The sequence below is a fragment of the Pseudomonas sp. FW305-70 genome, assembly GCF_058783925.1.
The window spans coordinates 106,309-120,023 of record NZ_JBYSYZ010000013.1; the positions used below are offsets into that span (position 1 = coordinate 106,309).

At 62.0% G+C, this 13,715-nt stretch carries 13 protein-coding genes; 8 read left to right on the plus strand and 5 right to left on the minus strand.

Annotation, left to right across the window (positions count from 1 at the left end; translation table 11 throughout):
* The first annotated feature begins 47 nt into the window (after positions 1-47).
* The 3 genes from AC3WN7_RS12880 to AC3WN7_RS12890 are packed head-to-tail and all read left to right on the plus strand — an operon-like array spanning position 48 to position 3,744.
* Entirely contained in the window at positions 48-1,856 is a 1,809-nt protein-coding gene (locus AC3WN7_RS12880; RefSeq protein WP_102673949.1) for a sensor histidine kinase, read from the plus strand.
* Positions 1,853-3,247 (plus strand): sigma-54-dependent transcriptional regulator, encoded by a 1,395-nt coding sequence (locus tag AC3WN7_RS12885; RefSeq protein WP_102673940.1) that lies wholly within the window; start codon positions 1,853-1,855, stop codon positions 3,245-3,247. The genes AC3WN7_RS12880 and AC3WN7_RS12885 overlap by 4 nt, the downstream gene beginning before the upstream one ends.
* 41 nt (positions 3,248-3,288) lie before the next feature.
* Complete coding sequence (locus AC3WN7_RS12890) at positions 3,289-3,744, plus strand: YiiD C-terminal domain-containing protein (RefSeq protein ID WP_095964528.1); 456 nt, start codon at positions 3,289-3,291, stop codon at positions 3,742-3,744.
* Between the two features lie 132 nt (positions 3,745-3,876).
* Here AC3WN7_RS12890 and cysQ read toward each other — a convergent pair whose 3' ends face one another.
* Together cysQ and nudE are read right to left on the minus strand one after the other, a co-directional pair.
* Complete coding sequence (cysQ, locus tag AC3WN7_RS12895) at positions 3,877-4,704, minus strand: 3'(2'),5'-bisphosphate nucleotidase CysQ (protein ID WP_102673941.1); 828 nt, start codon at positions 4,702-4,704, stop codon at positions 3,877-3,879.
* Positions 4,701-5,267, minus strand: coding sequence for an ADP compounds hydrolase NudE (gene nudE / locus AC3WN7_RS12900; RefSeq protein ID WP_095964526.1), 567 nt, complete (start codon positions 5,265-5,267; stop codon positions 4,701-4,703). The genes cysQ and nudE overlap by 4 nt, the downstream gene beginning before the upstream one ends.
* Before the next feature lie 88 nt (positions 5,268-5,355).
* Between nudE and yrfG the strand changes: the two genes are divergently transcribed.
* Positions 5,356-6,018 carry a GMP/IMP nucleotidase gene (yrfG, locus tag AC3WN7_RS12905; RefSeq protein WP_015093038.1) on the plus strand — a complete coding sequence of 221 codons (663 nt, stop codon included), beginning with the start codon at positions 5,356-5,358 and terminating at the stop codon, positions 6,016-6,018.
* 129 nt (positions 6,019-6,147) lie between these two features.
* Here yrfG and lysM read toward each other — a convergent pair whose 3' ends face one another.
* Positions 6,148-6,588 carry a peptidoglycan-binding protein LysM gene (gene lysM / locus AC3WN7_RS12910; protein WP_102673942.1) on the minus strand — a complete coding sequence of 147 codons (441 nt, stop codon included), beginning with the start codon at positions 6,586-6,588 and terminating at the stop codon, positions 6,148-6,150.
* A 128-nt stretch (positions 6,589-6,716) separates the two neighbouring features.
* On the opposite strand from lysM, the gene AC3WN7_RS12915 reads away from it, so the two are divergent.
* From AC3WN7_RS12915 to AC3WN7_RS12930, 4 genes are all read left to right on the plus strand, one after another.
* Positions 6,717-7,604 (plus strand): LysR family transcriptional regulator, encoded by an 888-nt coding sequence (locus tag AC3WN7_RS12915; protein ID WP_095964525.1) that lies wholly within the window; start codon positions 6,717-6,719, stop codon positions 7,602-7,604.
* Positions 7,605-7,696: 92 nt separating this feature from the next.
* Complete coding sequence (fdhD, locus tag AC3WN7_RS12920; protein WP_095964809.1) at positions 7,697-8,551, plus strand: formate dehydrogenase accessory sulfurtransferase FdhD; 855 nt, start codon at positions 7,697-7,699, stop codon at positions 8,549-8,551.
* Complete coding sequence (locus AC3WN7_RS12925; RefSeq protein ID WP_102673943.1) at positions 8,548-10,896, plus strand: FdhF/YdeP family oxidoreductase; 2,349 nt, start codon at positions 8,548-8,550, stop codon at positions 10,894-10,896. Before fdhD ends, AC3WN7_RS12925 begins: the two co-directional genes overlap by 4 nt.
* A gap of 355 nt (positions 10,897-11,251) precedes the next feature.
* Entirely contained in the window at positions 11,252-11,743 is a 492-nt protein-coding gene (locus tag AC3WN7_RS12930; RefSeq protein ID WP_095964523.1) for a glycine zipper domain-containing protein, read from the plus strand.
* A gap of 66 nt (positions 11,744-11,809) precedes the next feature.
* Here the strand turns inward: AC3WN7_RS12930 and AC3WN7_RS12935 are convergent, their stop codons facing one another.
* Together AC3WN7_RS12935 and AC3WN7_RS12940 are read right to left on the minus strand one after the other, a co-directional pair.
* On the minus strand, positions 11,810-12,232 hold the full coding sequence (locus AC3WN7_RS12935; RefSeq protein WP_095964522.1) for an acyl-CoA thioesterase: 423 nt from the start codon (positions 12,230-12,232) through the stop codon (positions 11,810-11,812).
* 176 nt (positions 12,233-12,408) lie between these two features.
* Positions 12,409-13,635: a 3-hydroxyacyl-CoA dehydrogenase gene (locus AC3WN7_RS12940; protein ID WP_102673944.1), complete on the minus strand. Its 1,227-nt coding sequence runs from the start codon at positions 13,633-13,635 to the stop codon at positions 12,409-12,411.
* Positions 13,636-13,715: the final 80 nt, after the last annotated feature.

The following is a 13,715-nucleotide window of genomic DNA, read 5'->3' on the forward strand; positions in this document are numbered from 1 at the left end:
GGCAAGCCTAGGCATAATGCGCCTGTACCCATAGGCGCATGCTGCTCATGAAACCAACTCTCCCCCCCAGACCCCGTTGGCGCAGCCTGGCCCTGCTGGCACTGTGCCTGGCGCCATTGCTGTGGCCGCTGGAGCACCTGGCCGAGCGCTATTACCGCAGCGAACTGGCCAGCCAGAATCGTCAGACCCTCGACCTCTATGTCGCCAACCTGTTGGGCACCCTGCACCGCTATGAAGTGTTGCCGCAAATCCTCGGTGACCTGCCGGCCCTGCGCGCTGTTGTCGGTGCACCGGACGATGGCGTCACCCAGGGCAATGCCAACCGCCTGCTGAAAAATATCGCCACCCAGACCGGTGCCGAAGTCATGTACCTGATGGACGCCACCGGCAAGACGCTGGCCGCCTCCAACTGGGACAAACACGACAGCTTTGTCGGGCGCAATTTTTCCTTCCGGCCGTATTTCAGCGAAGCCATGGCCGGGCGGCTCGGGCGCTTCTTTGGTTTGGGTACCACCTCCGCCAAGCGCGGTTACTTCTTCGCCGCCGGCGTACGCAATGGCGAAAAAATCGTAGGGGTGCTGGTGGTCAAGGTCGACCTCGACCACACCGAAAGCCTCTGGGGCAAAACCCCGGAACAACTGCTGCTGACCGACCACAACGGGGTGGTCATTCTCACCTCGAGACCGGAGTGGCGATTCCGCTCGACCCGTCCGTTGAGCGAGGCCGAAAGCAAAGCCATCACTGCGATCCAGCCCTATCCAACCCGCGATCCCAAACCGCTGGAGCTCAACCCCAACGCCTGGCTGACCCAGACCCAGCAGATCGCCGAAACCGGCTGGAATGTCAGCATCCTCGCCCCGCGCACCTTGATCGACCGCCCGGTGCGCACGGTGGTGGCCATCGGCGGTGCAACGCTGCTGGTGGTGATGCTGTTGCTTGGCCTGATGATGCAGCGCCGCCGCCATTACCTTGATCGCATTGCTTTCGAAGCCAAGGCCCGCCGCGAACTGGAAGGCCGGGTCGCCGAGCGCACCAGCGATCTCGAAGGCCTGAACCGGCGCCTGAAACAGGAAGTACTGGAACGCGAGCAGGCCCAGCAGGAGCTGGTCCGCGCCCAGGACGATCTGGTCCAGGCCGGCAAACTGTCGGCACTGGGCACCATGTCGGCGAGCATCAGCCATGAACTCAATCAGCCACTGGCAGCCATTCGCAGTTATGCGGAAAACGCCGAGATATTGCTCGACCACCAGCGCACCGACGATGCCCGCGGCAATCTCAAGCTGATCAGCGAATTGACCGGTCGCATGGCCTCGATCATCGCCCACCTGCGCGCCTTTGCCCGGCGCGACCGGCATGCCCCGGAAAGCGTGGCCCTGCAACCGGCGCTGGATGATGCCCTGGCCTTGCTGGCCAAGCGCCGACGCAGCATGGACGTCGAGCTGATCCGTGATCTGCCCGCCGCCACCCTGTGGGTCGAGGCCGGGGAAACCCGCCTGCGCCAGGTGCTCGGCAATCTGCTGGCCAACGCCCTGGATGCCCTGACGGAAAAAGGCCCGCCACGCAAACTCTGGTTGAGTGCCCAATCCACGACCGAAGGCGTCAACCTGTACATTCGCGACAACGGCCCGGGCTTTTGCATGGAGGCCCTTGGACGCGCCAGCGAGCCGTTCTACACCACCAAGACTCGAACCCAGGGCCTGGGTTTGGGGCTGGCGATTTGCGAAACCCTGATGCGCGCCTTCGGCGGTGAACTGTCGTTCGCCAACCACAAGGAAGGCGGCGCCCTGATTACCCTGAAGCTGCGCGCAGGCGCACCAGGCGTGAGCCTGCAACCGTCCGAGGACCGAAGTGCATGACCATCGACAACCGCATTCAGGTCGTGTTGATCGACGACGATCCCCACTTGCGCCAGGCCTTGAGCCAGACGCTGGATCTGGCCGGCCTGAAGATCCTGCCGCTGGCCGAAGCCAAGGGCCTGGCCGGGCAACTGGAGCGCGACTGGCCGGGTGTGGTGGTCAGCGACATCCGCATGCCTGGCATGGACGGTCTGGAACTGCTGACCGAACTGCACGCCCAGGACCCTGAATTGCCGGTGCTGCTGATCACTGGCCACGGCGATGTGCCACTGGCGGTGCAGGCCATGCGCGCCGGGGCCTATGACTTTCTCGAGAAGCCGTTCGCCAGCGACGCCTTGCTCGACAGCGTGCGCCGCGCGCTGGCCCTGCGCCGGCTGGTGCTGGACAACCGCAGCCTGCGGTTGGCCTTGAGCGACCGCAACGAGCTGAGCGCCCGCCTGGTTGGCCATTCACCTTCGATGCTGCGCCTGCGCGAGCAGATCGGCGCCTTGGCGGCGACCAAGGCCGACGTGCTGATCCTCGGCGAAACCGGCGCCGGCAAAGAAGTCGTGGCCCGGGCGCTGCACGATCTATCAAGCCGTCGCAACGGTCCGTTCGTGGCGATCAATGCCGGTGCCCTGGCCGAATCAGTGGTCGAAAGCGAGCTGTTCGGCCACGAGCCCGGCGCCTTCACCGGCGCGCAGAAACGCCGCATCGGCAAGTTCGAATTCGCCAATGGCGGCACCTTGTTCCTCGATGAAATCGAAAGCATGAGCCTGGATGTGCAGGTCAAATTGCTGCGCTTGCTGCAGGAGCGCGTGGTCGAACGCCTGGGCGGCAATCAACAGATCCCCCTGGACATCCGCATCATCGCCGCGACCAAGGAAGACCTGCGCCAGGCAGCGGACCAAGGGCGCTTTCGTGCCGACTTGTATTACCGCCTGAACGTCGCGCCGCTGCGGATTCCACCCTTGCGCGAACGGGGCGAAGACGCGCTGATGCTGTTCCAGTATTTCGCCGATGAAGCCAGTGCCCGCCACGGCTTGCCGCCCCATGAACTGCAACCGGGACAACGTGCCTTGCTGCTGCGCCACACCTGGCCCGGCAACGTACGCGAGCTGCAAAATGCGGCCGAGCGTTTTGCCCTCGGGCTGGAACTGGCCCTCGACAACAGCACGCCGGAAGGCGGCGCTGGCCCTATGGCCGAAGTGGTCAGCGGTGGGTTGAGCGAGCAAGTGGAGAACTTCGAAAAAACCCTCATCGCCGCCGAACTCGCGCGCTCGCACAGCTCCGTGCGCAGCGTCGCCGAAGCCCTCGGCATTCCGCGCAAGACCCTGCACGACAAACTGCGCAAGCACGGTTTGAGCTTCTCGGACAGTGGCGCTTCGGCCCACCCTGACGACCTCGACTGAGCTACCGTCCAATCATCCACTTCAAGCAAGAGGCCCCCTGAATGAGCCGCGACAGTCGACAACTGGAATCAGTCCTCCATCACGACATTCCCCTCACCCGGGACATGGGCCTCAAAGTGCTCGACTGGCATGACCAGCAACTGCGCCTGCACTTGCCGCTGGACGCCAACGTCAACCACAAGAGCACCATGTTCGGCGGCAGCCTGTATTGCGGCGCGGTCCTGGCCGGTTGGGGCTGGCTGCATCTGCGCCTGAAGGAAGAAGGCATCACGGACGGGCACATCGTGATTCAGGAAGGGCAGATCAGCTATCCGCTGCCGGTGACGGGCGATGCCAACGCCATTTGCCAGGCGCCGGATCCGGTGATCTGGAAGAAATTTCTGACCACGTTCCAGCGGTACAGCCGAGCGCGGTTGACGCTGCATACGCGGGTCGTCAATGAAGGTCGTGATGAAGATGCGGTGAGGTTTGTCGGGCAGTACGTGTTGCACCGCTGAACTTCAGATCAGTAGAAACCCTGTGGCGAGGGAGCTTGCTCCCGCTCGGCTACGCAGTAGCCGCAACAAAACATGGGGGCCGCTTCGCGACCCGACGGGAGCAAGCTCCCTCGCCACAGAACGGTGTGAATCTCAGGAGCGTGCCAATTCCAGCAGCTTCTCCCGCCAAGCCGCTTTCGCCGGCAGCGCCAGAAAGAACGCATTCAACAGCGACTCCCGCGCCGGATAGCTGAACGGCTCACCGCTCAACTCCAGCACTTCACCGCCGGCGCCTTCCAGCACACCTTGCGCCGCCGCCGTGTCCCACTGCGAAGTCGGTGCCAGACGCGGATAGCAATCCGCGCCCCCTTCAGCCAGCAAACAGAATTTCAGCGAACTGCCGATGTTGGCCAGTTGCAGCTCGCCAAGACTGGCACTCAATCCGGCCAGCAAACGTTCCTGCTCCGGGCTCGAATGGCGACGGCTGGCCACCACGGTGAACGACTCTCCGGGCGCTAATGCATCACGCACCTTGATCGCCACGGGCGTACCACCTTTATCGCCGCGCCAGGCGCCGAGCCCCGCACCACCAACGTAAAAACGCCCATTGGTCGGCATCGACACTACGCCGAACACCACCCGACCGTTTTCGATCAGGGCGATGTTGACGGTGAACTCTTCGCTGCCGCTGATGAACTCCTTGGTGCCATCCAGCGGATCGACCAGCCACCAGCGCTGCCATCCGGCCCGCACGCTTTGCGCAATGTTGGCGTCCTCTTCGGAGAGCACCGGGATGCCCGGATCCAGCGCCGTCAGTCCGGCCAGAATCAGGTGGTGCGCGGCCAGGTCAGCAGCGGTCACCGGCGAATCATCAGCCTTCGCCGTGACGGCCGTGCCTGTACGCCAGAACGGCAGGATCGCATCACCGGCTCGCAGGGCCAGCTCAATGACCGGTGCCATCAACGGATGCGGGAAATTCATGACTGGAACGCTCCGCGCTGAGCCAACAGGTCTCGGGCCAGGTACAGCGCCGCCAAGGCACGGCCTTCGGTAAATTGCGGGTTTTGCGCCAGCGCCGAGAGTTCACGCAGATTGACCTTGTCCACCCGCATCGGCTCGGGTTCGTCGCCTTCCAGGCGCGCTTCGTAGAGGTCGGTGGCCAGCACCACCTGAATCTTCTGGCTCATGTAACCGGGGGACAGCGACAACTCGGTCAGGTGCTCCAGCTGTCGCGCGCCGAACCCGGCCTCTTCCTTGAGCTCACGCTCGGCCGCCGCCAACACGTCTTCGCCCGGCTCGATCAAACCCTTGGGCAAAGACATTTCGTATTCATCGGTGCCGCCGCAATACTCCTCGACCAGCACCGCATGCTCGGCATCGAGCATCGCCACGATCATGACCGCGCCGTACCCGGCCCCTTTGCCAACCAGGCGCTCATACGTACGCTCCACGCCATTGGAAAAGCGCAGCTTCAGCTCCTCCACGCAGAACAATCGACTGGTGGCGACAATTTCGCGGGCGAGTATGGTGGGTTTCTGGCGCATGCAAAGCTCCTTGGCGTGAACGCGCTACTATAACGCGGCTTTCCCGTTTGTTTACGCCAGAAATCTTTCTACTGCCCGAGACGTTGCCATGCCTTCATTACCCTGGTCCGACATCGATACCGTTCTGCTGGACATGGACGGCACGTTGCTTGACCTGCATTTCGACAACCACTTCTGGATGGAGCACCTGCCCCAGCGTTACGCCGAATTGCACGGGGTCAGCCGGGCCATGGCCGAGATGGAATTGCAGCCGTTGTTCGAGCGCAATGCCGGCCAGTTGCAGTGGTACTGCCTGGACTTCTGGAGTGCCGAACTGAAGCTGTCGGTGCGCGACCTGAAACTGGAAACCGCGCATCTGATCGCCCTGCGCCCGGATGCCGATACCTTTCTGACGGCCATCAAACGGGCCGGCAAGCGCGTGGTGCTGATCACCAATGCCCATCGGGATGCGCTGTCGTTGAAGCTGGAAAAAATCGAACTGGCACCCTACTTCGAACGCCTGATCAGTTCCCATGACTACGGCTTCCCCAAGGAAAACCCGCAGTTCTGGGATGCGCTGCAAGCCGATATCGATTTCGATCCGGCGCGCAGCCTGTTCATCGACGACACCTTGCCGATCCTGCGCAGTGCGCGGGATTTTGGTGTGGCGCATTTGCTGGCCGTGCGCGAGCCGGATAGTCGCAAGGGGCCGAAGGATACGGCGGAGTTTGCGGCGGTCGGGGATTATCGGGATTTGATTGCAGGACTTTGATACCGAGGCGCCTGCTTCGCGGGCAAGCCACGCTCCCACAGGATCTGCGTCGTTCGCATCCATTGTGAAACGGCTCAGACTCTGTGGGAGCGTGGCTTGCCCGCGATGGCCATCACGCGGTTTGACGACTTACTCGGGAATCCGCAACGACTGCCCCGGGTAGATTTTGTCCGGGTGCGACAGCATCGGTTTGTTGGCTTCGAAAATCTTGTTGTACTTGTTGGCATCGCCGTACACGCGCTTGGAAATCGCGCTGAGGGTGTCGCCCTTCACGACGGTGACAAACACCGCGGCCTTCACCACCGGCCCGGTCACAGTGATCTGATCATCCACGCTGCCAACCCCGGCAATATTGCCCACGGCCAACAGAATTTTTTCCTTCTCTTCCTGGCTTGCCACTTCGCCGGTCACGGTCACTTTGTCACCATCGACCGTCGCCTGCACATTCGGGTTGCCCAGCCCGACCTTTTTGATGTGCTCCTTCAACTGCTCACTGGCATTGGCGTTGCCTGGCGTCAGCAAATCCAACAGTTTTTCGCCTGCCTCCTTCACAAAGCTCAAAAGACTCATGGTGCACTCTCCTTGGGGTTGGGGTTCCAGACGCAAAAGCCTAGACCACGGCCGCCACTTGCGAATCCAACCCGACCAATGACCCCGCTTGCGATAGAATCCGCCCCTTCCCGCGCCCAGGAGCGAAGATGGACATCAAGCAGCTGAAATTCCTCATCGCGCTCGACGAAACCCGCCATTTCGGCCAGGCCGCCGCACGCTGCCACATCACCCAGCCGACCCTGTCCATGCGCCTGCGCAGCCTCGAAGAAGAACTCGAGCTGCCGCTGGTCAATCGCGGCCAGCGCTTCGAAGGCTTCACCGCGCCGGGCGAGCGGGTGCTGGCCTGGGCGCGCACGGTGTTGGCGGCCTATGACGGCTTGTATGCCGAGGCCGCTGCCTGTCGCGGCAATCTGGTCGGCACGTTGCGCCTGGGCATGGTGCCGTTGTCGAACTTCGATCCGCTGCCCCTGCTGCAACGCCTGCACGCCCAACACCCGAACCTGCGCTTCGAGCTTTCAGCGTTGAGTTCGGAACAGATCCTCGAACAACTGGCGAACAATCGCCTGGATCTCGGTGTTTCCTACCTGGAACGCCTGGACGCCGAACATTTCGACTCCCTGGCCTTCAGCGAAACCCGCATGGGTCTGCTCTACGACCAACGCTTCTTCACCTTTGGCGAGGCGCCGCTGAGCTGGGAATCGTTGATCGAACTGCCACTGGGCATGCTCACCAGCGGCATGCACTTTCGCCAGTCCATCGACCATAACTTCCATAGCCGCGGCCTCACCCCACAACCCTTGCTGCAGACCGATGCCGTCCATCAACTGCTTCAAGCCGTGCACGGCGGCCTGTGTTGCGCCGTGATGCCCCTGGACGGCGGCCTCGAAGGACTGACCGAACACTTGCGCCTGCAACCGATCGAGAACGCCCAGACCCTTGGCCGCCTGGGGCTGATCATGCGTCGCAGCGCGCCACGCTCGGCCTTGGCGGAAGCCTGTTTCGCGATCTATCAGCAATCACTGGCGAGCGCTTGATCGACGGCATCTATCGGTAGATCAGTATTAGCGATTAGACGCGACAGTTTGCCGCGCCTAGTCTTAAAGCTGATCAAACCGTGGGTGATGCCATGAACACCAAGCGCCCTGCCTGCGCGGCGCCTGCCCTCGAAACGCCCGCGCCCGCCGCCAGCCAGACGTACAGCTACAGCAATTTCCGCCCCACCGAAACGGAAAGCGTCGAATCGGACAGCACCGCGCTGGCCGAGGAAGTCGCGTTGGCGATTGCCTATAACGGCATCAGCCAGGCGGTCATGCTGGTAACGCCAACGGATCTGGAGGACTTCATTGTCGGCTTCAGCCTGGGCAGCGGCATCATCCAGGACGCCACGGACATCTACGACCTGCAACTGAGCGGCTCGGGCTCGGCGCAATACGCGCAAGTGACCATCGCCAATCGCGCCTTCTGGAACCTCAAGCAGCAGCGTCGGCAACTGGCCGGCACCAGCGGTTGCGGGCTGTGCGGCGTAGAAGCGGTCGAGCAGGCGTTGCCGGACCTTCAGGTATTGCCCGGCGCCCCGCTGCCACCCGTTGAATGGCTCGATGGCCTGCGCCAGCGCATCGGCGCCTTCCAGCCGTTGGGCCAGCATTGCGGTGCGGTGCACGCAGCGGTGTTCATGAACGACCAGGGCGAGTTGCTGATGGGCCGCGAAGACATAGGCCGACACAACGCCCTCGACAAGCTGATCGGTGCCCTTGTCCGCCAAAACATCCCGACCGCCGGCGGGCTGGCGATTGTCACCAGCCGCTGCAGTCTCGAATTGATCCAGAAAGTCCTGCGCGCCGGCATCCAGACCCTGGTCAGCCTGTCGTCGCCCACGGGCCTTGCCGTGCAATGGGCTCGGCGCCACAACCTCAACCTCATCCATTTGCCACAGAAGAATGCGCCGCGGGTCTACAGCCCAACGTTGGAGAATCAAGCGTGAGTCAACACCGTCAAGCCGACCAGACCCCCGTCCCTCGCTACAAGCCCTACAAAGGTCCTGCCGGTGGCTGGGGTGCTCTGATCAGTGTGGCCCAGGCCTGGTTGACCAGCGACAACGCACTGAAAAACCTGCGCATCATGCTCAAGACCAACCAGAACGGTGGCTTCGACTGCCCGGGTTGCGCCTGGGGCGATTCTCCGGAAAAGGGCATGGTGATGTTCTGCGAGAACGGCGCCAAGGCGGTGAACTGGGAAGCGACCAAGCGCCGTGTCGACGCCAAATTCTTCGCCAGACACAGCGTCACTTCGTTGCTGGAGCAGAGCGACTACTGGCTCGAATACCAGGGTCGCCTGACCGAGCCGATGAGCTACGACGCCGAAACGGACCGCTATAAACCGATCAGTTGGGACGACGCTTTTGCACTGATCGCCAAACACCTGAACGGCTTGTCGAGCCCGGACCAGGCCGAGTTCTACACCTCGGGCCGTGCCAGCAACGAAGCGGCTTATTTGTACCAGCTGTTCGTGCGCGCCTACGGCACCAACAATTTCCCTGACTGCTCGAACATGTGCCACGAGGCCAGCGGTGTGGCGCTGTCGCAAAGTGTCGGCGTCGGCAAAGGCACCGTGACGTTCGACGACTTCGAACACGCCGATGCGATTTTCGTCTGGGGCCAGAACCCCGGCACCAACCACCCACGCATGCTCGAACCGCTGCGTGAAGCGGTGAAACGCGGTGCGCAAGTGGTGTGCATCAACCCGCTCAAGGAACGCGGCCTGGAACGTTTCCAGCACCCGCAACACGCGATCGAAATGCTCACCAACGGCGACAAACCGACCAACACCGCGTTCTTCCGCCCGGCCCTGGGCGGTGACATGGCTATCATGCGCGGCATGGCGAAATTTATCTTGTTGTGGGAGCGCGACGCACAGAAAACCGGCGCACCCGCGGTGTTCGACCATGACTTCCTCAATGAGCACAGCGTCAATGTGCTGGAGTACCTGGCGGCCATCGACGACACCCCGTGGGAGCAGATCGTCGAGCAGTCCGGCCTGACCCTGGTCGAGATCGAGCAAGCGGCGCGCATGTACGCCAAGGGCAAGAACGTCATCATGTGCTGGGCCATGGGTATCACCCAGCATCGCCATTCGGTGGCGACCATCCAGGAGATTGCCAACCTGATGCTGCTGCGCGGCAACGTTGGCCGCCCGGGTGCCGGCCTGTGCCCGGTGCGGGGTCACAGCAACGTGCAGGGCGACCGGACCATGGGCATCAACGAACGTCCGCCGGCAGCCTTTCTCGATGCCCTGGAGCGCCGCTTCCAGTTCAAGGTGCCACGCCACAACGGCCACAACGTGGTCGAGGCGATTCATGCCATGGCCGAAGGCCGGGCGAAAGTCTTCATCGGCCTGGGCGGCAACTTCGCCCAGGCCACGCCGGACAGCCCGCGCACGTTCCAGGCTTTGCAAAACTGTGACCTGACCGTGCAGATCAGCACCAAGCTCAACCGCAGCCATTTGACCCACGGCAAGGACGCGTTGATCCTGCCGTGCCTGGGCCGCACCGACATCGATATCCAGAACGAAGGCCCGCAAGCAATAACCGTCGAAGACTCGTTCAGCATGGTCCACGCCTCCAATGGCCAGTTGCAGCCGCTGTCGAACCAGATGCGCTCGGAACCGGCGATCCTGGCCGGCATCGCTGCCGCGACCCTGGGCAGCCACCCGGTGGACTGGAACTGGCTGGTGGCCGACTACAACCGCATCCGCGACCTGATCGCCGAGACCATTCCCGGTTTCAACGACTTCAACGAGAAGGTCAAGAATCCCGGCGGTTTTTACCTGGGCAACAGTGCCGGCGCACGCAAGTGGAGCACCGCCTCGGGCCGGGCCAACTTCCGCCCGAACGCACTGCCCAAAGACCTGGTGCACGAACGCACCCGCGCCACCGGTGTGCTGCCGGACCTGATCATGCAATCGATGCGCTCCCACGATCAGTACAACACCACGATCTACGGCCTGAATGACCGCTATCGCGGGGTGAAGGGACAACGCGACGTGTTGTTCGTCAACGAGGCCGACATCATTCGCCTGGGCTTCAAACCGGGGCAAAAGGCTGACATCGTTTCGCTCTGGGACGATGGTGTCGAACGTCGGGTGAAGGGCTTCACACTGCTGGCATTCGACATCCCGGCCGGGCAAGCGGCGGCGTACTACCCGGAAGTGAATCCGCTGGTGCCGCTGGAAAGCACCGGCGATGGCAGCCATACCCCGACATCGAAGTTCGTGGCGATCCGGTTGGAAGCGGCGAGCGAGACCGGGTTGATCATGGCCAGGTCTGCGTAACGCGTCGCCTGAGCCGGCCTCTTCGCGAGCAAGCCCGCTCCCACATTGAATCTCTTGCGTACACAAAATTTGTGTTCGCTGAAGATCAAATGTGGGAGCGGGCTTGCTCGCGAATGCGGTAGATCAAACAACAGACTTTCCGAATTCTGTACTTTCCTTTCACCCACAAAAAAGGCCGTTTCCTCATGGAAACGGCCTTTGCGAAGTAGTAAAAGACCGGCAAAAAAACGTTAAGTTCCGCCCAAAAAACAGCAACTTGCAATATTGTATACAAGTCGTGTTATTCGTCGGATTTCGATTGTCACGCCCATTCCAGAGCCTCAGGATCGCGCCGTCATCCCCTTGAGGTTCCTCCATGAAGTTCTCCTCGATTCTCTTGTTGTCCCTTGGCCTGGTCAGCGGTATCGCGTCTGCTGGCGGCACCACCGAAGCCGGTGTAGGCGGCGCATTGGGCGGGGTTCTAGGCTCGGTCGTCGGTCAGTCGTTAGGCGGCAGTACAGGCTCCACCATCGGCGCGGCCCTGGGCGGCGCGGGTGGTAGTGCCGTCGGCGCAAACAAACACAGCCGTGGCGAAGCGGCCATTGGCGGTGCGTTGGGCGCCGCGGGCGGTAACGTGGTCGGCCGCAGCGTGGGCGGCACCACCGGCAGCCTGATCGGCGCAGCAGCAGGCGGCGGCGCCGGTGGCGCGCTGGGTAACTACATGGGCAAAGAGTACGATAATGATGACGACGACGATCGTCGTTCGTATCGCGGCCATGGTGATCGTCGTTACTACCGTGACGGCCATCCAGGCCGCGGCCATGCCTATGGCCATCGCAAGCACCGCCACAAGTACTACCGCGACTAAGGCCTCGAGCGCCTCGCTGATCAGTACAACAAAAATCGCAGCCCAAGGGCTGCGATTTTTTTTGCCTTACTGAACCACCAGACGCTCCAGCGCCCCGCGTAACCTGGCAGGAATCGCCACGGGTTGATTCGACCCGCGATCGACAAACACATGCACGAAGCGCCCTGCCGCACAGGCTTCATCCTCGCCTTGCTTGAACACGGCCAGTTCGTATTGCACCGAACTGTTGCCCAACTTGCCCACGCGTAGACCGATCTCGATACGATCCGGGAACGCGATGGACGCAAAGTAATCACAGGAGGAGCTCACCACGAACCCCACCACCTCGCCGTCATGGATATCCAGGCCGCCGACTTCGATCAGGTAAGTGTTCACCGCCGTATCGAAGAAGCTGTAATAGGTGACGTTGTTGATGTGACCGTAGGCGTCGTTGTCGTGCCAGCGGGTGGTGATGGGCTGGAAGTGGGGGTAGTCGGTGCGTTGGGGCATTGGCGTTGCATCCTGGAATGAGTTCACCAAGTCTAAGGCGAAAACCGCGTTATCGTTCTTCGCGAGCAAGCCCGCTCCCACAATTGATCTTCGGTGAACACAAATTTTGTGTACGACCGATATCCAATGTGGGAGCGGGCTTGCTCGCGAAGGCGGCCTTGCAGGCGCCACATCAATCACATGTCAGCAAAGCCCTTGCCCGCCACCGCCGACTCTCCAATCAACTGCGCCGGGTTCCAGTGATCGCCCTGACGCGTCTCAAGATCGATCAGGCGCCGATGGATATCCGCCAGCCCTTGTTGATCCGCCCAGGCCATCGGCCCGCCCTTGTCCGCCGGAAAACCGTAACCATTGAGGTAGACCAGATCGATATCCCGAGCCGATCCGGCAATGCCTTCCTGCAGGATCTTCGCGCCTTCGTTGACCAGTGCCAGCAAGCAGCGCTCGAGAATCTCCTCCGGGCCGATCTCGCGACGCTGAAATCCCAGCTCTTCACTGACTTGAAGCACCAGTGCATCGACCTGCGGATCGTGCTCGGCCTGCCGGCTGCCCGGTTCGTAATGGTAAAAACCGTTGCCACTCTTTTGGCCGAAACGTCCCATCTCGCACAGTCGATTGTCCACCTGAACTTCAGGCGCGTCCTGCCCGACACCGGACAGTTGCCGTGCTCGCCACTGCAGGTCGACGCCTACCACGTCGAACATGCGGAACGGCCCCATGGCGAAACCGAACCCTTGCAGCGCTGCGTCCACCTGGTAGGGATAAGCCCCTTCGAGCAGCATTTTCCGCGCCTCAAGCACATAGGTATTGAGCATGCGGTTGCCGATGAAACCGTCACAATTGCCCGCCACTACACTGACCTTGCCCATGCGCTGGCCGAGCGTCAGCGCCGCGTCAAGGACTGCCGGAGCAGTCTGCGCGCCACGGACGATCTCCAGCAGCTTCATGATGTGCGCCGGGCTGAAGAAATGCAGGCCCAGCACTTGCTGTGGCCGGCGTGTGACTGCCGCGATAGCGTCGATGTCCAGCGCCGAAGTATTGCTCGCCAGAATCGCCTCAGGTTTGAGCAGGCCATCGAGCTCACGGAAGATTTTCTGCTTGAGCTCAAGGTTTTCGTACACCGCTTCGATGACCAGGTCGACATCGCGGATGGCCACATAACCATCGGCCGCCGTTACGCGCGCGATACGGGCGTCGGCTTCTGCCTGATCAATGCGGCCCTGACGCACACTGTGGGCATAGGTGTCCGCCACGGTTGCCATTGCCTGTTCCAGCATTTGCGGATTGTTGTCGACCCACTGCACGGCCACTCCGGCGTTGGCCAGGCACATGACAATGCCACGGCCCATGGTGCCCGCGCCGATGACGGCGGCGCGCTGAATATTCGACGGTGTCTGGCTCATGTTTTGTTCTCTTGTTGGCGATCCGAAGACAGCCACCACCATAGTCAGCCACTGCACATTTTTGAAATTTATTCCTGTGA